The sequence below is a fragment of the Psychroserpens mesophilus genome (assembly GCF_050617655.1).
Lineage (GTDB): Bacteria > Bacteroidota > Bacteroidia > Flavobacteriales > Flavobacteriaceae > Psychroserpens > Psychroserpens mesophilus_A.
Genome location: NZ_JBODQC010000001.1, coordinates 935241 through 954484 on the forward strand (window position 1 = coordinate 935241; position 19244 = coordinate 954484).

Sequence of the window (19244 nt, forward strand, 5' to 3'; positions counted from 1 at the left end):
ACACATTTATTATGAAAAAATTAATTTATATATTCACTATAGCGTTATTAACTTCGGTTAATAGTTTCGGTCAAATGCAAGAAATAAACTGGGTAACTTTTGAAGAAGCTTTAGAACTTCAAAAGAAAAACCCAAAGAAAATTATGATGGATGTTTACACAAATTGGTGTGGTCCATGTAAAATGTTGGATAAAAATACATTCCATAACAAAGATGTTGTGGAGTTTGTAAACAAAAACTATTATGCTGTTAAATTTGATGCTGAAGGGGATTCTTCTGTAAATTATGATGGAAGAACATTTACGAACCCAAACTATAAAGCGGAATTAAAAAACAGAAGAAATGGTGTTCATGATTTAACACGCTATCTTAAAGTGAGTGCTTACCCAACTATTGTCTTTTTTGATGTCGATGGAAAAGTGATTTCCCCAATTAGAGGTTATCAAAAACCACAACAACTTGAATTGTATCTCAAATTGTTTTTGGGAGATGACTACAAATCAATGACAACTCAAGAAGAATTTAATGCATATTATTCAGCTTTTAAACCTGAATTCAAACAATAATTAATACGTTACTTTATAACAAAGGCTCCTTTTTCATTGGTTTGATGAAAAGGGAGTTTTTCTTTTAAACAAGTTGTTTTCCAACGTTTGATATAAGATTTATAATTACTGCCATCAGCAATGATGAGTTCTGGTTTTAGAGAATCGATAACGCGTTTTAGATTTACTCTTGGCGAATTTCGTAACAATATATAGTCTGGTTTAAAACTCACCTTGTAAACGCTAAGGCTATCAATAACCAAAAGTGTCTTGTGAGGTGTTTTGTAAACATCATATAAGGAATCATACTCAATAGAAGTTATAAAGTTTCCAACGGTATAATCGCTAATCATAGACTCGTTTCTTATGGCATCACGATTTAAATTGTGCCATATGATTAGTTTGTTATTTTGTTTTTTTCCGAAGATACTATATCTGCTTTTATTGAAGATGATAAAAGCCTCAGAGCTATATTTATTTTTTGTATAGATCATAACACTTTGGATGATTACTATTGAAGCTAAAAAAAACAGGATTCGTTTGAAAAGAAATTTCTTAAACACTAAAATCGCGGTTAGTAAAAAAAGATAAGTAGCAATCACATGTGTTATTTCAAATGAAATATTTGTAATGAGGAAACGTTCTTGTTTAGAAACCCAAGACACCACATAATTCATAGAACTGATGATACTTCCGTAGGCATTAGCTAATACTTCTGGAAGGCTATTTAAAAGAGATAATACAATCACTAAAATCCCAAACCCTAAAATCAATCCTAAAAACGGAATAATAGCGAGGTTAGAAATAAAAAATAAGCCAGGAAATTGATGAAAATAAAATAAACTAATTGGAGCAACTCCTAATTGAGCAGCTAATGTTACTGTACATATCTGCCAGAAATAATTAGTAACCTTCCATTTAGGCTGCCATAATTTATAAATTAACGGTTGAATGGAAACGATTGCAAATACCGCTAAATAACTCATTTGAAACCCAACATCAAATAAGAACATCGGTTTTACCAATAGCAAAATAAATATAGAAATACATAAGGTATTGTAGATGTTTGTTGGTCGCTTCAAATGCATCGCTATAGCAACAATACTAAACATGGTTACTGCTCTTGTTACTGAAGCAGATAAGCCTGCTACAACTGCAAAACTCCACAGTAAAAGCAGAATGTTTGTAACCTTAATGGCATTGCCTCGTTTTAGGCTTTCTAAAGGCTTCAGAATAAAGTTGAGCAGCATTAGTATAATGCCAACATGAAGTCCAGACACTGCTAAAATATGTACAGCTCCAGCATTGGCATAATTGGTATACATATCACGATCCATATCTTGTCGCTGGCCAAGTATAAGTGCATTTATAATGGCTAATTCCTCTGGTTTAAAGTCAAAAGTATTTAATCGTTTGTTGATGGTTTGTCTTAAGGCATCTGCATAACCAAAAATAGTTTTTCTTAGAGAAGATATTTCAAAAATAGAATGGTGTTCTGTAAACAGTTGGTGATAGATATATTGCTTTTCTAAATAATCTTTATAGTTGAACTGATTTGGATTTAACGGACTTCTAATAGCTTCAAATTCTGAATGAATTAATAAGACGTCATCAACTTTATACCGTTTTGTGATGGTATCCTTTTGGATGTTTAGTAGAATTTTTCCTCGAACATGTTTTTCATTGATTTTTAATAATTCTACTATGTATTTATTGTGATATCGAGTTGATTTAAGACGTTCTTTAATTCTTAAAGTTATAGCATGAGACATCGTGTTCTCTGAACTTTTAATGTTACTATAATGATGAGTATGATTTTTAGGGTTGTGTGTGTTGTAGGTTACGATACCCAGAGTGAACATTAATGTATAGATTGCTAATCCGAACCAAATCGTTTTTTGTAGTGATCTGGCAGCATGACGATATGCTATTAATGCAATAATAACCAATCCGATTGCAGCATATAGCGCATCACTTAAAGTGATTATAAAAAAATGAGAAAAGAGAATGCCTGCCAGTAAGCAGAATGTTAACTTAATAATTATAAAATTGAGCGTTTTCACACCCTCAATATAGTAAATAATCTATAAAAATAGAAAATAATCTACATTACGCGTCTTGCCTGAACATAAGCTAAGTACCAATAACGTTCTGATAAATTAGAAATAATAACACCTTTACTGGTTGTTGAATGAATAAACTCTACGTAGCCAGGTCTGCTTTTGGTAACAATACCAACGTGATTTACTTTTCGACTGTTCTTTTTTGTAGCAAAGAATAAGAGATCCCCTTCTTTAACGTCATTTACATCAATCCAATCTCCTGTGTTTTTAAGGTCTGCTGTTGTTCTAGGTAACTTGATGTTTTCTTTCTGGAACGCTGTTACGATAAGTCCGGAACAATCCATACCTCGTTTTGTAGTGCCTCCATATTTGTATCGTGTGCCTTCAAAAGTTTGAGCGTAATCAATAATGCTTATGATGGTTTTAGAGGGAGAAGAATAGGTGTTATTTGTTTTTTTTGTGCTGACTTTAGTCGTTTTAGACTTTTTGGTTTTTATGCCTTTGGAAGAATTGCAACTTCCAAAACTGATACATAATACAAGAAGTAGGAGTATTTTTTTCATGAACTACGATTAATTCTCAAAAATAGATATTTGATTTGATTAGCCTAAGAAATTAAGTTTTGGTTTTTAACAATGTTATTTACAACTATCAAATATTAGCTTCGCTGCGTTTGTACTGGCACCTTTTCCTCCTAATTTTTTTTCTAAATCATAGTAATCAATAAACAATCGAATCCGTTCTTTATCACTTAGAATCTTTTCTAATTCTTTTTTAAGTCGTTTTTTGTTTAAATCACCCTGAATTAATTCGGTAACCACTTCACGATTCATTATTAAATTAACCAGAGAAATAAATTTTAAGGTGATAATTCGTTTTGCAATTTGATATGAAATAGCATTTGCTTTATAACAAACCACTTGAGGGACTTTAAACAAAGCGGTTTCCAATGTTGCAGTTCCTGATGTTACTAAAGCCGCATGAGATACACTTAGTAAGTCATAGGTTTTATTTGATATAAAAGCTACATTATCTTGTTTCATAAATGGGCTGTAAAAACTAAAATCTTGGCTAGGTGCTCCAGCGATTACAAATTGAAAGTCTTTAAAATCATTAACCAAACTGAGCATAACGCCAAGCATTTTTTTGATTTCTTGTTTTCTGCTTCCAGGCAATAATGCAATAATAGGCTTGTCGCTAAGATTATAATCGTTTCTAAAAGTCTTTTCGTCAACTTGTTGTCTGTCTGAAATAGCATCAATTAATGGATGTCCAACAAAGTGTACATCGTAGTCATATTTAGCATAAAATTCTTTTTCAAACGGAAGAATAACATACATGGCATCGACATCACGTTTTATTTTTTCTATACGACTGGCTCTAGATGCCCAAACCTGAGGAGAAATATAGTAATGAGTTTTATAATTTTTTTCTTTTGCCCATTTTGCAATTCGTAGATTAAATCCTGAGTTATCAATAAAAACAATGACGTCTGGTTGATAGTTTTCAATGTCTTTTTTGCAGAAGGAAATTAATCCCAAAATTTTCCGAAGGTTAAAAAACACTTCAGCAAAACCCATAAAAGAACGATCCTTGTAATGTGTTACCAAAGTACCACCAACTGCTTGCATAAGTTCGCCTCCCCAAAATCTAAATTCAGCATTCGCATCTTGTTGTAATAATGCTTTCATCAAATTGGAACCATGTAAGTCACCAGAGGCTTCGCCAGCAATGATGTAATATTTCATCTAAAAAAATCTAATAATAATGGTTATTAAAGCTACAATAATTGTTGCTATAAGTACGCCTTTTGCTCGTGATTCTTTGTTTGTGTTTAAGTATAAAAAGAAAGCTCCTAAATTTAAAAGCGCACCAATACTTACCAATTTAGTAAACACGCCTTGAGCAAGAGCAATATGTAATGAGTTGCTAATAGAATCTCCAGAACCAAAAAATAATAGTGATAATGTCAATCCGATAGCACTGGCAACTAAACCAATGCTTATTCCTAAGATAATTTCTTTATTCTTCAAATGTCCATGTATTTAATTGTTGAATACTGTGATGAGCAGTTAGGTCGTATTGAACTGGAACAACAGATACGTAGCCATTAGCTAAAGCCCATTCATCTGTGTCTTTTCCTTGGTCAAGGTTTACAAATTTCCCTGTTAACCAATAATACTCTCTTCCTTGAGGATTAGTTCGTTTGTCGAATTCTTCCTGCCAATTGGCTTTGGCTTGTCGACATATTTTAATGCCTTTTATTTCTTTTTTATCCAAGTTTGGAAAATTTACATTGAGTATAGTACCACTATCTAAACCGTGTTCAAGTACATTTTTGGCAATCGTTTTAACATAAGTCATACAAGCATCAAAATTAGCACTCCATTTATAATCACAGAGCGAAAATCCAATAGCAGGAATACCTTCAACACCAGCTTCAATTGCAGCACTCATGGTGCCTGAATAGATGACATTTATTGACGAATTAGAGCCATGATTAATTCCAGACACACATAAATCAGGTCGTCTGCCTAAAAGTTGCTTTACAGCAAATTTTACACAATCGACAGGAGTTCCAGAACAGCTATATTCTTCTTGAGGACCTTCATCTATAGATACTTTTTCAACATGCAAAGTAGAGTTTATTGTTATGGCGTGACCCATTCCGCTTTGAGGACTGTCAGGAGCAACAACAACAACGTCTCCAAGAGTGTTCATGACGTCTATTAACGTTCTGAGACCTGGAGCTGTTATACCATCATCATTGGTAACTAGAATAAGAGGTTTTTTCGACATAAATCTTTTTTTTGACTCTTACAAAAGTAAACAAACACGCTTATAAATCCTATAAATAGAGGTTTAACAAAAAATTAGTAGCACTTGATTTTATTGGCATGGTTTTTTCTTTTACTTTAGTAGAAATTATGAAATTCTATGTCATTGCATATATTGATTGATTGATGACTTTAAATATGTTGTGTTACATAAAAAATGAACTATGAAAAATATTATGAAAAGAAATTATAAATTATTGCTTTTGGTATTACTGCTGGCTTTCGCTTCCTGCAGTTTTACATCTAAAAAGTTTGAAGACCCAAATAAGGATAAGTTAATTGTTCAATTAGTGACTTATTTACTTGACGAAACACATTTTAATCCACAGGATATTAATGATGATTTTTCATTGGAAATGTTTGATGAGTATCTAGAACAGCTAGACCCTTTAAAGCGCTATTTCTATGCCTCAGATATTGAAGAGTTTGAAAAGTATAAAACGGAATTGGATGACCAAATTAAAGCTTATGACCTATCTTTCTTTAATTTAACTTATGAGCGTTATGTACAAAGATTAGCAGAATCTAAGGAGATTTATAAAGAAGTATTAGAAAATCCATTTGACTTTTCAATAGATGAAGATTTTTCTACAGATTATGATGATTTGGCTTATGTTACAACTAAGAAAGATTTAAAAGAACGTTGGAGACATCAACTCAAATTCTCAACTATTGCGAATTATGACGATTTAATTTCTCAGCAAAACAGAGAAGATAAGCTTGTTGAAGAGACAAACTCTGAAGACAAAAAAACAGATAGTCCTAAAAAATCTTTAGCAGAGATTGAAAAAGAAGCACGTGATATTACTTTAAAATCACTAGATGAATTATACGAGTATATGGAAGATAGACAGAGAAAAGATTTGTTATCTGTCTATATAAATGTTATTGTTCGTGAATATGATCCTCACACAGCTTACTACGAACCTGAAGATAAAGAACGTTTTGATGCGGATATATCTGGTAATTTTGAAGGTATTGGAGCTAGACTTCAAAAGAAAATGGACGTTATAACCATTATGGAAGTTATTGCAGGAGGACCTGCTTGGAGACAAAAAGAACTTGAGGTAGGAGATCAGATTCTAAAAGTGAAACAAGAAGATGAAGAAGAAGCACTTAATGTTGTTGGTATGCGTACCAGTGAAGCGGTCAAGTTTATTAAAGGGCCAAAAGGTACTGATGTAACATTAACTGTAAAAAAAGTAGATGGCTCAATTCAAGATATTACAATTACAAGAGATGTTGTAGAAATGGGTGAAACATATGCAAAATCATCTACAGTTATTAAAGATGGTAAAAAGTTTGGTATCATCGATTTACCAAGGTTTTATGTCGATTTTGATGATGTTAATAATCGCAATGCAGCATCTGATGTAAAAATAGAAATTGAAAGATTAAAAGCAGAAGGCATAGAAGGTCTCGTTCTTGATCTTAGAAATAATGGTGGAGGATCTTTACAAACAGTTGTCGATATGGCAGGATTTTTTATCAAAGAAGGTCCTGTGGTACAAGTTAAAACATCTGGAGAACCTAAAGAAGTGTTGATGGATAGAGATCGATCTATAGTTTGGGATGGGCCTTTGGTAATTTTAGTTAATGAGTTTTCTGCTTCAGCTTCTGAAATTTTAGCGGCTGCAATGCAAGATTACAAAAGAGCAATCATTATTGGTAGTGATCAAACTTTCGGAAAAGGAACAGTTCAAACCGTTGTAGACTTAAATCGTATGGTTAGAAACAATACCAGTGGTGATGTTGGTGCTCTAAAAATGACGATTCAAAAATTCTATAGAATCAATGGAGGTTCAAATCAATTAGAAGGTGTTAAAAGTGATGTCGTTATACCAAACCGATATAGCTATATAGATATAGGTGAAAAAAATGAGGAAAATCCATTACCATGGAGTCAGATTGAGCCAGCGCAATACGATGTGTGGGACAGCTATTTTGACTATGATACCACAATAGCTAAGAGTAAAGAACGTATGGCTAACAATGAGCAATTAAAACTTATTGATGAAAATGCAAAATGGGTAAAGAAAATAAGAGATAAAGAATTGTTTTCTTTAAACTATGATGATTACAGAGCTTCATTAGATGTTAGTGAAAAAGAAGCTAAACGTTTTGAAGAGCTCTCTAAATATCAAACAAACCTTACTTTTAACTCTTTATCTCAGGAGTTAAAACTCATCGAAAAAGATTCAGTTTTAAGAGAAAAACGAGAACGTTGGCATGCAAGTTTAAGCAAAGATGTTTATATCGAAGAAGCACTTAACGTATTAAACGATTTAAAAATGACTTACGGAATTAAAACAAAAGTAGCGACTTCTGTAAAAAATTAATATGAGTAATAATAGTGGCTCATTAACCAAATTAGCGCTTCAAAAGTTTAAAAAAAACTTTTGGGGCGTTTTAAGTTTTTGGCTTATTGTAATTATTGGATTTGTTTCAGTTTTTGCATACGTAATAGCACCAGACGATTCAAAAAATGCAAATCAAATGCATTTGTCTATTCACTCAAAACCTCCAGGCTTTAAAGTCAGTATGTTGACACTGCCTTCAGATTTAGAAATAGAGCAAAGTTTCTTTTCTAAAATTTTCTTTGGTAAAGACGTAACCGATACTCAAATACCAATCGCGCAATACAAAATAGATAATCAAAAGTTAGTATATACCGAATATGTCTCAGACGGTTTAATTGGTGTTGAAAAGTCACTTGATTTAAATCGCTTTCCTGGCAACGATTATAAGCGTTTTATAAAAGAAAAAACTTTTGTTTTTGGCACAGATAAATATGGAAGAGATTTATTAAGTCGAATTTTAATAGGTTCACGAATTTCCTTTTTTATTGGTTTTATTGCCGTTTTTATTTCTTTAGTAATTGGTATTATAATGGGAAGTATTGCTGGTTACTACGGAGGAAAGATTGATGCCTTTATCATGTGGATAATCAATGTAACATGGTCTATTCCTACCTTGCTGTTGGTTATTGCAATTACATTAGCTCTAGGAAAAGGATTCTGGCAAGTTTTTATTGCTGTAGGTTTAACCATGTGGGTTGAAGTTGCCAGAGTGGTGAGAGGTCAAATTATAAGTGCAAAGGAAATGCAATATGTTACTGCTGCAAGAGCATTGGGTTTTAATGATTTTAGAATTATAACAAAACATATTTTACCAAATATAATGGCTCCAATTATTGTGATTTCTGCAGCAAATTTTGCAGCAGCAATACTTATAGAAAGTGGTTTAAGCTTTTTAGGAATAGGAGCACAGCCACCTATGTCAAGTTGGGGAGCAATGATTAAAGATCATTACAATTATATTATTCTAGGTAAGCCTTATTTAGCATTAATACCAGGATTGTGTATTATGATTTTGGTTATGTCATTTATGTTAATTGGTAATGCGCTAAGGGATGCCCTAGATGTGAAAACTTAATATTCGAACCAATATGATAAATCTCTATTGGTTAATTTCTCTATTTTATGAATATCCTCTTTTATAGTATTCATAATGTAGGCTTTGGTTTCTGAAGAGATATTTGGTCTGCGATTAATGAAATCACTGTTGAAATAATTTTTAATAATAAACACAATCTTTCTTATCTTTTCAAACACAGTTGTTGGGTGGTCATATTTATGATGAATTACACTTCTATTAAAGCTTTTATTACTGTTTAATACTTTTTTGTTTACTGTAATGGAGTCAACACCCAAGAAGTTAAAAGTCGTATCAATGACATGTTGAGGGTTTGAAATAAAATCCTCGAAAAACAACATCAATATGTTATGTATTCCAAAAAGATTAATATAAGGTTCAATTTGCATGGCGTATAATGCAGTATCTGTATAGTGACTTTTTGAAATTAATGCAGTGTTAATATCATCAATAGATTCATGTCCTCGGTTGTAAGAATGCACGTAATGAGATACAATGCGCTCTAATGGATGTCTCATCATATAGATGATTTTCATATTGGGATTATAATCAAAAATATCATGATGGATGTTCTTGTTGTAATGAGGGAATTTAGAATAATTTGTTGAGCCTTCACCATATAGTTTTGCCGACTTGTTTTTAAATAATGAATGGTAAGTTTCTAAATTATTTCTCCAATTGTCTTTACAAAAAAACTCAGGTTCTTTAGGATTGCTAAAGCAAATGTCGGGATGTTGTGACAGTGCATTACTTAAGCTGGTTGTTGCCGATTTTGCTGCTCCAATAAGTAAAAAGTCTACAGTCACTATTTCTAATTATCGCATTGCATTAATTTGATGATTTGTAGCGTCAATAAATTGAAGTACATCATCACGTCCTATAGCCTTTGAAGATGAGGTTACAAAGTGTTGAGGCAACTCTTCCCAGGTTTTTAAAAGTTCTTTACAATAATCTTCAACATTACGTTCAATTGCCTTTGGCTTTAACTTGTCTGCTTTGGTGAAAATGATAGAAAACGGAATCTCACTAATGCCTAAATATTCCATAAATTCCAAATCGATTTTTTGAGGTTCGTGTCTAATGTCTACTAAAACAAATGCTGAAACTAACTGTCTTCTTTTTTCGAAGTAATTAGTGATAAACTTCTGGAATTTTCGCTTTGCTGTTTTTGAAACCTTTGCGTAGCCATAACCCGGTAAGTCAACCAGAAACCAGTTTTTGTTGATTAAAAAGTGATTGATAAGTTGCGTTTTTCCAGGCCTTCCCGAAGTTTTTGCGAGATTTTTATGATTGGTCAGCATATTAATTAAAGAAGACTTTCCAACATTACTTCTCCCAATAAAAGCATATTCTGGTAAAAGGTCTTTCGGACATCTATCAACATCAGAATTACTTATTACGAATTCAGCAGTTTTAATAAGCATAACATAAATTTTTCGGGAAAGTGATTCTATTACAAATTACGGTCTTTAAGCCAAGAATATAAAATATCATTGAATTGATCAGGATGCTCCATCATAGCCGCATGACCACATTTGTCAATCCAGAATAAATCCGAATCTGGTAAAAGTTCATTGAACTCTGTTGCAACCTCAGGAGGTGTAACAGTATCATTTTTTCCCCAAATGATGCAAACAGGCAGACTCATTTTTGGTAAGTCTTTAGCCATATTATGTCTTATAGCACTCTTAGCAATAGCAAGTGTTTTTATAAGTTTGTTTCTGTCGTTTACAGTTTCATAAACTTCATCAACAATTTCTTTAGTTGCTACTTCAGGATCATAAAACACATCTTGCGCTTTTTTCTTAATAACCTCATAATCGCCACGCTTAGTGTAGCCTCCACCCATTGCACTTTCGTATAAGCCTGAACTTCCCGTAATTATTAGCGCTTTTACTTTTGCAGGATATAGTTTAGTGTGATAAAGTCCAATATGTCCTCCTAATGAATTTCCTAGTAAAATAACTTCGTCAAAACCTTTAAACTCTATGAAATCATGAAGATGTTTTGCAAAGTTTTTAACGTTCGTTTTTAATAATGACATCGTATAGATAGGAAGTGCAGGAATAAGAACTTTATAACCTTTTTTACTAAAAAAAGTGGTAACAGCATCGAAGTTACTTAATCCACCCATCAATCCATGTAGTACGATAATAGGAGTTCCTTCTCCAACTTCAATATAACTGAATTCTTTTTCCTTTTTTAAACGATGCGCCATTAATTATAGGTCATTTGATCAAAAACAAATATAGGTATTTCAATTAAAACATTCTTATAATTTTTCAACCTAAGATAAACGAATGAGTAGGAGATATTAACAATGTTGTTGGGATTGAATATTTATTTTTTAGAGGTCTGATTCTTAAATTTTTAACAACTATATATGGTGTTTAAATAGTGATAAAATTGCAGTTCATCGAAAATTTATCAACAAAAGTGGAAGATAGTGGTAAAATGTGGGATAATTTTCAATATATTTGAATCTAAATCGCTAATTGTGCTAAATCAATCAGTTTGAACCCATTAATAGGAACTTATGAATGTAAAGTGGACGCCAAAGGACGGCTTATGCTTCCTGCTGCGATAAAAAAACAGTTGCTTCCGGTTTTGCAAAATGGGTTTGTCTTAAAGCGTGCTGTCTTTCAGCCTTGTCTGGAGCTCTATCCTATGAGTGAATGGGAAGTGTTAATGCAAAAAGTCAACAAGCTTAACCGTTTCAAAAAGAAGAATAATGATTTTATTCGTCGTTTTACGGCTGGTTTAAAAATGATAGAAGTTGATGCGGCTGGCCGATTATTAATACCAAAAGATTTAGTGACTTTTTCTGGTATTAATAAAGAGGTTGTGGTGTCTTCTGCGATTAACATCATTGAAATTTGGGATAAAGATAAATATGAAAAAGCTATTGATGACGCTACTGGTGATTTTGCAGATTTAGCTGAAGAAGTGATGGGACAAGACGATGACGATGGAATATCATAACCCTGTACTGTTAAAAGAAACTGTCGATGGCTTAAATATAAGGCCTGATGGTGTTTATGTAGATGTAACGTTTGGAGGTGGAGGTCACAGTAAAGAAATTCTCAATCGACTAGGATCTAACGGAAAGCTGTTTGCTTTCGATCAAGATAAAGACGCTCTTTTAAATACAATTGATGACAATCGGTTTACATTAATCAATGAGAACTTTAGATATGTCAGACGATTTTTAAGATTCTATGGCGTGAAAGAAGTGGATGGAATACTAGCAGATTTTGGAGTGTCTTCTCATCAGTTTGATGTTGCTGAACGTGGATTTTCAACACGTTTTGAAGCTGATTTAGATATGAGAATGAATCAAGATGATGCTATTTCAGCATATCATGTGGTAAACGAATATGAAGAGGAACAAATTAGGCAGGTCTTATTTCAGTATGGAGAATTAAGACAGGCACCAGCAATGGCAAAGGTGATTGTTGAAGAACGGAAAAATGGTGAAATAAAAACAAGTGAACAGTTAAAGGCGGTTCTAAAACGGTTTTTAAACCATAAAAAAGAAAATAAGGTGTTAGCTCAAATTTATCAGGCGATAAGAATAGAGGTAAATCAGGAAATTGAAGCTTTAAAAGAGTTTTTAATGCAAACGCCAGAGGTTTTAGTTAAAGGCGGAAGATTGAGTTTAATCTCATACCATTCGCTTGAAGATAGGCTTGTGAAACGCTTTATAAGAAATGGGATGTTTGAAGGAGAGCCTGTAAGAGATGTCTTTGGAAACTTTGAAGTGCCTTTAAAAAAAGTAGGCAATTTAATTGTTCCAACAAAAGAAGAGATAACTATAAATAACAGAGCTAGAAGCGCAAAGCTTCGTATTGCTGAAAAATTATGAAAAAAAATATTTACAGCATTTTAAGAGGTAAATTTTTAGTGAGTGATGACTCTTTTAAAAACTGGAGAATCATCATTTTTATTTCGTTTTTAGCCATCATAATGATTGCTAGTTCGCATAGCGCAGATCAAAAAGTGTATGAGATAGCAAGACTTAAAAATGAAGTAAAAGAATTAAGATCAGCATTTGTTGATGGCAGATCAAAATTGATGAGACTTAAAATGGAATCATCAATCATAAAAAAAGTAGCAGATAAAGGAATCGTCATATCAGAGATTCCACCAAGAAAAATAAAAGTAAAATCACAAGATTGAAGTCGTGGCAACAACCGAAACTAACATATTAAACAGATTGTATTTCATAGCTGGATGTATGTTTGTTTTCGCTTTGGCTGTTGTTTTTAAGTTGTGTACAATTCAGTTTGTTCAAGGCGATGATTATAGAGCACTTGCGGAAGAACGTACTGTTAAAAACCATGAAATTCCAGCGAACAGAGGAAATGTGTATTCTGCAGATGGTAGTTTACTTGCCACTTCTATTCCTAAATATGATATCAGACTTGATGCAATTCAGCCCAAGCAGGCTACGTTCAATAAATATATAAAAGCATTGTCTGATTCGTTGTCTAAATATACTGGTAAACCTTCAAGTTATCATCAAAATTCTATAACTAAAGCAAGGTCTAATAAGAACAGGTATTTTCTCTTAGCACGAAATATTAGCTATTCTGATTACATCAGATTGAGAAATTTTCCAATGCTTGAACTTGGTGCAATTAAAGGTGGACTCATCGTTGAACAAACAACAAGAAGAGAGCATCCAATGGGAGGAATTGCCGAACGTACAATTGGTTATGAACGTGTTGATGAAGATGGTAATGTAACGCGTCCTGGAATTGATGGTGCCTTTGGTGTTAAATATTTAAGAGGTGTCAATGGTTCTCGTTTGAAACAGAAAATTGGTAACGGACAATGGAAACCTATTGTAGATTATAACCAAGTAGATCCTCAAGATGGTTATGATGTGTACACGACTATTGATGTTAATATTCAGGACATCGCGCATCATTCGTTATTAAGGCAATTAGAACTTTATGAAGCTGAACATGGTTGTGCTGTTGTTATGGATGTTAAGACAGGTGAGATTAAAGCGATTTCAAACCTTGGAAGAAGTACAAACGGAAATTATTATGAGCGATTAAATTATGCTGTAGGAGAAAGTCACGAGCCTGGTTCTACATTTAAAGTTATGGCATTTATAGCAGCATTAGAAGATAAAGTAATTGATACTTCTACTGTTGTAAACACTTACCAAGGCTCAAAACGATTTTATGGAAGAACGATTAGTGACTCACGTGGTCATGGTGAAATATCTGCAGCTCGCGCATTAGAAGTGTCATCAAATATTGGTTTGGCCACAATTATCGATGAAGCTTATGCTAAACAACCTAAAAAATTCATTAATAGGTTGAAGGGATGGAATCTTCATGAGCCTTTAGGCATCTCAATTATAGGCGAAGGAATTCCAGACATTGCTGAGCCAGGTAAAACAAACTGGAGTCGTAATGCTTTGCCATCAATGGCTTATGGTTATAATCTTAGAATGACACCTTTGCAAACACTAACGTTTTATAATGCAATCGCTAACAATGGCGAAATGGTAAAACCACGATTTATTAAAGCTGTAAAAGAGTTTGATAGAGAGGTTGAGGTTTTCGAAAAAGAAGTGCTCAATCAAAAAATCTGTTCAGATAAAACCTTAGGAGAAATAAGAGATATTTTAAAAAATATAGTGATTCGTGGAACAGGTTCCAGAATGTATTCTGAAAATTTTTCTATGGCAGGAAAAACAGGAACCGCAAGAACAGATTACCATAATTACGAAGAGTGGAGAAAGGATAGAAAGTATGTATCATCTTTTGCAGGTTATTTTCCAGCAGATAATCCAAAATACTCATGTATTGTGGTCATTCATAAGCCAAGTACAAAAGTTGGGTATTATGGTGCTGATGTGTCTGGTCCTGTATTTAAAAGAATAGCACAAAAAATATATACAGAAACTCCTTTGATTGATGAAGTTGAATCATTGGAAGTTGTCAATGCCGAAGTTGAAACATCTTTTGAGGCTTACTACGACATCGCAAACACCTATAAAACAATTATGCCTAATGTTATTGGTTTGCCAGCTATGGATGCATTGGCACTTCTGGAAAATATGGGGTTAAAAGTAAAGCTTCAAGGTGTTGGTATAGTAAAAAATCAATCGATAACAAAAGGAGTAAAAGTTAAATCAAATCAAGTAGTTGTATTAGATATTTAATGGCAGAATTAAAAGACATACTATATAAAGTTCCAATCAATGCTGTTGTTGGAAGCACTGGTGTTGTTGTAAACACCATTCATTTTGATTCTCGGGCAGTTTCAAATGGAGATGTCTTTGTTGCGGTAAAAGGAACAACCGTTGATGGTCATGATTATATTGATAAGGCTGTCGAATTAGGAGCTATCGCTGTGGTTTGTGAAGCACTGCCAAATAATCTTAAAAACGGCATTACTTATATCGAAGTTGAAAACACCAGTAGTGCACTAGCTTTCATGGCTTCTAATTATTATGAAAATCCTTCGAGTAATTTAAGATTGGTTGGTGTTACAGGAACCAATGGAAAAACTACTGTAACAACATTATTGTATCAACTGTTCAAAAAAGCGGGATACAAAGTTGGTTTGTTATCTACTGTAAAAATTATGGTTGATAACACCGAGTATAAAGCTACGCACACAACTCCAGACTCGTTAACCATTAATAAGTATTTAAAATTAATGAATGATGCTGGTGTAGAGTTTTGTTTTATGGAAGTTAGTTCACACGGAATCCACCAAAAACGCTCAGAAGGATTACAGTTTGAAGGAGGTGTATTTACCAATTTATCTCACGATCATTTAGATTATCATGAAACCTTTGCTGAATACAGAGATGTTAAAAAAGCGTTTTTTGATGACTTGCCAAAACAGGCTTTCGCTTTAGTGAATATTGATGATAAAAATGGTTTGGTGATGCTGCAAAACACCCAAGCTAAAACATATACATATGCTTTAAAAACGCATGCAGACTATAAAGCTCAGGTTCTCGAGAATGAGTTAAGCGGATTGCTATTAAAACTTAATGATAGTGAGCTGTGGACAAGGCTCATTGGTACTTTTAACGCCTATAATGTAGCGGCAATTTATGGAACTGCTGAATTGTTGGGTCTCGAAAAAGTTGAAATCTTAAGATTGATTAGCGAATTAGAAAGCGTAAGTGGTCGTTTTCAATATTTAATTTCAGATGAAAAAATAACAGCTATTGTTGATTATGCACATACACCTGACGCGCTTAAAAATGTATTAGAAACGATTAATAGTATTCGTACAAAAAACGAAGAACTTATAACCGTTGTCGGTTGTGGTGGAGATAGAGATGCAACCAAACGACCAAAAATGGGTCACATTGCTTCTGCACTTAGTAGTAAAGTTATTTTTACTAGTGATAATCCAAGAAGTGAAAAGCCAGAAACAATTATTGAAGACATAGAAAAAGGCGTTGAACCTCAAAATTTTAAGAAAGTTGTTTCAATCACAGATAGAAAACAAGCCATAAAAACGGCATGCCAAATGGCTAATTCAAATGATATCATTTTGATAGCTGGAAAAGGTCATGAAACCTATCAGGAGATAAAAGGAGAACGGTTTGACTTTGATGATTATCAAATCGTACAGGAATTTTTAAAACAATTACAGAAATAAGTCCATTGTCACACTGAATAAAGTTTCAGTGTATTTAATGTAAAAAGTGAATTAATCAATGTTATATTATCTATTCGAATATTTAGAACAACAGTATCAATTGCCAGGAGCGAGTGTGTTTCAGTTTATCACATTTAGAGCTGCTTTAGCAATTATATTATCGTTGCTAATTTCTACCATATTCGGAAAGAAAATCATTACTTATTTACAAAAGCAGCAAGTAGGTGAGACAGTAAGAGACTTAGGTTTGGCTGGACAGGTTGAAAAAGCGGGAACACCAACAATGGGTGGAATCATCATTATTATTGCTACACTGGTTCCTGTGCTTCTGCTTTCTAGGTTAGATAATATTTATGTCATAATGCTTATTGTTACAGCCTTATGGATGGGACTTATTGGATTTATAGATGATTACATCAAAGTATTTAAAAAAGATAAGGAAGGCTTAAAAGGACGTTTCAAGGTTTTAGGTCAAGTGGGTTTGGGGATTTTTGTAGGAGCAATCATGTATTTTCATCCTGGAGTTACTATTAAACAAGAAAAAATTAATCCTCAGTTTTCAAATGAATTAATCACCCAAAATTCATCTGGAGAGTTTTATGCCGAAGAAAACAGGTCTTTAAAAACAACCATTCCTTTTGTAAAAGACAATGAGTTCGATTATGCAACGCTAGTATCGTGGATAGGTGATGGGTATAAAAATTACGCATGGCTAGTTTTTATTCCTATTGTAATTTTTATAGTAACAGCAGTTTCAAATGGTGCAAATCTCACAGATGGTATTGATGGTTTGGCAGCGGGTAGTTCTGCAATTATAGTCTTTGCATTAGCTGTTTTCGCATTTATTTCAGGAAATATCGTGTTTTCAGATTATCTCAATGTCATGTTTATACCAAGACTGGGAGAAGTTGTGGTTTTTATCGCAGCATTTGTGGGAGCGCTTATAGGATTCTTATGGTATAATACCTATCCAGCTCAGGTGTTTATGGGAGATACAGGAAGTTTAACGATTGGAGGAATTATAGCTGTAATAGCAATTGCAGTTCGTAAAGAATTGCTTATTCCGTTGCTCTGTGGAATTTTCTTTGCAGAATCCTTATCAGTGATTTTGCAGGTCAGCTGGTTTAAATACACAAGAAAAAAATACGGTGAAGGCAGACGCATATTTAAAATGTCGCCATTGCATCATCATTATCAGAAGTCAGGATATCACGAAAGTAAAATAGTAACTAGGTTTTGGATTGTTGGAATTTTTCTGGCAATACTTTCCATTGTGACGCTCAAGTTGAGATAAGTTTTATCATTCCGTACTTGATACGGAATCCAATAGATAACAAATAGATGTTGCATCGTAGCGCAGAATGACAATATAAATGAAGAAAGAAAAATTAGTCATACTAGGAGGAGGAGAAAGTGGTGTTGGTACAGCGCTTTTAGGAAAAGAGAAAGGCTATGAGGTTTTTGTTTCTGATAAAGGAATCATAAAAGAAAAGTACAAAGAAGTTCTTTTACATAATGAGATTGAATTTGAAGATGGTCAGCACACGGAAACTAAAATCCTAAGTGCAGATTTGGTAATGAAAAGTCCTGGAATTCCTGATAAAGCTGCATTAGTAAAACAAATTAGAGCAGAAGGAATTAAGGTTATTTCTGAAATTGAATTTGCATCAAATTTTACAGAGGCCACCATAGTTGCAATTACAGGTAGTAATGGAAAAACTACAACGGCTAGCTTAACGTATCATTTGTTGAAACAGGAATTAAATGTGGGTTTGGCAGGTAATATTGGAGATAGTTTCGCTAAGCAAATACTGGAAAAAAATCATCCAAACTATGTGCTTGAAGTAAGTAGTTTTCAATTGGATGATATTGTGAAATTTCAACCAAAAATTGCGGTTTTACTCAATATTACTCCAGATCATTTAGATCGGTATGATTACGTTTTTGAAAATTATATCGCTTCAAAATTCAGAATTGCTGAAAATCAAACCAAAGAGGACTACTTCATCTATGATGCCGATGATGAAGTTATTGAATCCTGGTTACAACAACATTCTGTTCAATCCACATTATTGCCATTTTCATTAACAAAACAAATTGATAATGGTGCGTATTTAGATCAAAACAATATAAAAATAACAATAGATAACAACCAGATAATTATGCCGACAGCAAATTTAGCATTAGAGGGAAAACACAACATTAAAAACGCCATGGCTGCCTCAACAGTAGCACACTTATTAAAAATAAGAAAACAAACCATTCGTGAAAGTTTGGAGAATTTTCAAGGTGTAGAGCATCGTTTAGAACACGTGCTTAAAATCAATAAAGTACAATACATTAACGACTCAAAAGCAACCAATGTGAATGCAACCTATTATGCTTTGGAAAGTATGGATGCGCCAACGGTTTGGATTGTTGGTGGACAAGATAAAGGGAATGATTATCAAGAGTTATTTCAGTTTGTAAACGAAAAGGTTAAAGCCATTATTTGTTTGGGAGTTGATAATGAAAAGCTACTGAAAAACTTTGGAAACATGGTCGATATTATTGTTGAAACTCAATACATGACCGAAGCTGTGAAAATTGCTTATAAAATTGCAAAATCTGGAGATAACGTGCTGTTGTCACCTGCTTGCGCCAGTTTTGATTTGTTCGAAAATTATGAAGATAGAGGTCGTCAGTTTAAAGATGCCGTGAGAAATTTATAAAAACAA

18 protein-coding genes are annotated in these 19244 nt (G+C 33.2%); 10 read left to right on the forward strand and 8 right to left on the reverse strand.

The features are described from left to right. The first annotated feature begins 11 nt into the window (after positions 1-11). The gene (locus ACRHNM_RS04055) at positions 12-566 is read left to right on the forward strand and encodes a thioredoxin family protein (RefSeq protein WP_431133919.1); all 555 of its coding nucleotides are present in this window, start codon (positions 12-14) and stop codon (positions 564-566) included. An 8-nt stretch (positions 567-574) separates the two neighbouring features. Here ACRHNM_RS04055 and ACRHNM_RS04060 read toward each other — a convergent pair whose 3' ends face one another. The 5 genes from ACRHNM_RS04060 to surE form a co-directional block, all read right to left on the reverse strand. After that, the gene (locus ACRHNM_RS04060) at positions 575-2608 is read right to left on the reverse strand and encodes a ComEC/Rec2 family competence protein (RefSeq protein WP_431133921.1); all 2034 of its coding nucleotides are present in this window, start codon (positions 2606-2608) and stop codon (positions 575-577) included. 41 nt (positions 2609-2649) lie between these two features. Continuing rightward, entirely contained in the window at positions 2650-3171 is a 522-nt protein-coding gene (locus ACRHNM_RS04065; protein WP_431133923.1) for a C40 family peptidase, read from the reverse strand. Positions 3172-3246: 75 nt separating this feature from the next. Beyond that, positions 3247-4356, reverse strand: a complete 1110-nt coding sequence (gene lpxB, locus ACRHNM_RS04070; protein WP_431133925.1) for a lipid-A-disaccharide synthase — start codon at positions 4354-4356, stop codon at positions 3247-3249. After that, positions 4357-4641 (reverse strand): hypothetical protein, encoded by a 285-nt coding sequence (locus tag ACRHNM_RS04075; protein WP_431133927.1) that lies wholly within the window; start codon positions 4639-4641, stop codon positions 4357-4359. Then, positions 4631-5407 carry a 5'/3'-nucleotidase SurE gene (gene surE / locus ACRHNM_RS04080; RefSeq protein WP_431133929.1) on the reverse strand — a complete coding sequence of 259 codons (777 nt, stop codon included), beginning with the start codon at positions 5405-5407 and terminating at the stop codon, positions 4631-4633. The genes ACRHNM_RS04075 and surE overlap by 11 nt, the downstream gene beginning before the upstream one ends. 214 nt (positions 5408-5621) lie before the next feature. Between surE and ACRHNM_RS04085 the strand changes: the two genes are divergently transcribed. Further along, positions 5622-7784, forward strand: a complete 2163-nt coding sequence (locus ACRHNM_RS04085; RefSeq protein WP_431134021.1) for a carboxy terminal-processing peptidase — start codon at positions 5622-5624, stop codon at positions 7782-7784. Between the two features lies 1 nt (position 7785). Beyond that, the gene (locus ACRHNM_RS04090) at positions 7786-8880 is read left to right on the forward strand and encodes an ABC transporter permease (protein WP_431133931.1); all 1095 of its coding nucleotides are present in this window, start codon (positions 7786-7788) and stop codon (positions 8878-8880) included. Here the strand turns inward: ACRHNM_RS04090 and ACRHNM_RS04095 are convergent. Genes ACRHNM_RS04095 through ACRHNM_RS04105 form a run of 3 tightly spaced genes read right to left on the reverse strand, consistent with a single transcriptional unit; the run spans position 8877 to position 11098 of the window. Continuing rightward, positions 8877-9686, reverse strand: a complete 810-nt coding sequence (locus tag ACRHNM_RS04095) for a sulfotransferase family protein (protein WP_431133933.1) — start codon at positions 9684-9686, stop codon at positions 8877-8879. The genes ACRHNM_RS04090 and ACRHNM_RS04095 overlap by 4 nt on opposite strands. 9 nt (positions 9687-9695) lie before the next feature. Further along, positions 9696-10304 (reverse strand): ribosome biogenesis GTP-binding protein YihA/YsxC, encoded by a 609-nt coding sequence (yihA, locus tag ACRHNM_RS04100; protein WP_431133935.1) that lies wholly within the window; start codon positions 10302-10304, stop codon positions 9696-9698. 29 nt (positions 10305-10333) lie between these two features. Continuing rightward, complete coding sequence (locus ACRHNM_RS04105) at positions 10334-11098, reverse strand: alpha/beta fold hydrolase (RefSeq protein WP_431133937.1); 765 nt, start codon at positions 11096-11098, stop codon at positions 10334-10336. 296 nt (positions 11099-11394) lie between these two features. On the opposite strand from ACRHNM_RS04105, the gene mraZ reads away from it, so the two are divergent. From mraZ to murD, 7 genes are all read left to right on the forward strand, one after another. Further along, a complete protein-coding gene (gene mraZ, locus ACRHNM_RS04110) occupies positions 11395-11862 on the forward strand; it encodes a division/cell wall cluster transcriptional repressor MraZ (RefSeq protein WP_431133939.1) in 468 nt (155 codons plus the stop codon). Further along, a complete protein-coding gene (gene rsmH / locus ACRHNM_RS04115) occupies positions 11849-12745 on the forward strand; it encodes a 16S rRNA (cytosine(1402)-N(4))-methyltransferase RsmH (protein ID WP_431133941.1) in 897 nt (298 codons plus the stop codon). Before mraZ ends, rsmH begins: the two co-directional genes overlap by 14 nt. Continuing rightward, the gene (locus ACRHNM_RS04120; RefSeq protein WP_431133942.1) at positions 12742-13059 is read left to right on the forward strand and encodes an FtsL-like putative cell division protein; all 318 of its coding nucleotides are present in this window, start codon (positions 12742-12744) and stop codon (positions 13057-13059) included. The genes rsmH and ACRHNM_RS04120 overlap by 4 nt, the downstream gene beginning before the upstream one ends. Before the next feature lie 58 nt (positions 13060-13117). Continuing rightward, complete coding sequence (locus ACRHNM_RS04125; RefSeq protein ID WP_431134023.1) at positions 13118-15064, forward strand: penicillin-binding protein; 1947 nt, start codon at positions 13118-13120, stop codon at positions 15062-15064. Next, positions 15064-16527: a UDP-N-acetylmuramoyl-L-alanyl-D-glutamate--2,6-diaminopimelate ligase gene (locus ACRHNM_RS04130; protein WP_431133944.1), complete on the forward strand. Its 1464-nt coding sequence runs from the start codon at positions 15064-15066 to the stop codon at positions 16525-16527. Before ACRHNM_RS04125 ends, ACRHNM_RS04130 begins: the two co-directional genes overlap by 1 nt. A 58-nt stretch (positions 16528-16585) precedes the next feature. After that, the gene (gene mraY, locus ACRHNM_RS04135; protein ID WP_431133946.1) at positions 16586-17821 is read left to right on the forward strand and encodes a phospho-N-acetylmuramoyl-pentapeptide-transferase; all 1236 of its coding nucleotides are present in this window, start codon (positions 16586-16588) and stop codon (positions 17819-17821) included. A gap of 79 nt (positions 17822-17900) precedes the next feature. Beyond that, the gene (gene murD / locus ACRHNM_RS04140) at positions 17901-19238 is read left to right on the forward strand and encodes a UDP-N-acetylmuramoyl-L-alanine--D-glutamate ligase (RefSeq protein WP_431133948.1); all 1338 of its coding nucleotides are present in this window, start codon (positions 17901-17903) and stop codon (positions 19236-19238) included. The last annotated feature ends 6 nt before the right edge of the window (positions 19239-19244 follow it).

Bases quoted from the DNA above. Each gene is read 5' to 3' on its own strand.
- yihA (WP_431133935.1), bottom strand. From the start codon at position 10,304: ATGCTTATTAAAACTGCTGAATTCGTAATAAGTAATTCTGATGTTGAT.
- ACRHNM_RS04105 (WP_431133937.1), bottom strand. From the start codon at position 11,098: ATGGCGCATCGTTTAAAAAAGGAAAAAGAATTCAGTTATATTGAAGTT.
- ACRHNM_RS04120 (WP_431133942.1), top strand. From the start codon at position 12,742: ATGAAAAAAAATATTTACAGCATTTTAAGAGGTAAATTTTTAGTGAGT.
- ACRHNM_RS04065 (WP_431133923.1), bottom strand. From the start codon at position 3,171: ATGAAAAAAATACTCCTACTTCTTGTATTATGTATCAGTTTTGGAAGT.
- ACRHNM_RS04125 (WP_431134023.1), top strand. From the start codon at position 13,118: ATGTTTGTTTTCGCTTTGGCTGTTGTTTTTAAGTTGTGTACAATTCAG.
- ACRHNM_RS04055 (WP_431133919.1), top strand. From the start codon at position 12: ATGAAAAAATTAATTTATATATTCACTATAGCGTTATTAACTTCGGTT.
- ACRHNM_RS04090 (WP_431133931.1), top strand. From the start codon at position 7,786: ATGAGTAATAATAGTGGCTCATTAACCAAATTAGCGCTTCAAAAGTTT.
- surE (WP_431133929.1), bottom strand. From the start codon at position 5,407: ATGTCGAAAAAACCTCTTATTCTAGTTACCAATGATGATGGTATAACA.
- rsmH (WP_431133941.1), top strand. From the start codon at position 11,849: ATGGAATATCATAACCCTGTACTGTTAAAAGAAACTGTCGATGGCTTA.
- ACRHNM_RS04085 (WP_431134021.1), top strand. From the start codon at position 5,622: ATGAAAAGAAATTATAAATTATTGCTTTTGGTATTACTGCTGGCTTTC.
- lpxB (WP_431133925.1), bottom strand. From the start codon at position 4,356: ATGAAATATTACATCATTGCTGGCGAAGCCTCTGGTGACTTACATGGT.
- mraY (WP_431133946.1), top strand. From the start codon at position 16,586: ATGTTATATTATCTATTCGAATATTTAGAACAACAGTATCAATTGCCA.
- murD (WP_431133948.1), top strand. From the start codon at position 17,901: ATGAAGAAAGAAAAATTAGTCATACTAGGAGGAGGAGAAAGTGGTGTT.
- ACRHNM_RS04130 (WP_431133944.1), top strand. From the start codon at position 15,064: ATGGCAGAATTAAAAGACATACTATATAAAGTTCCAATCAATGCTGTT.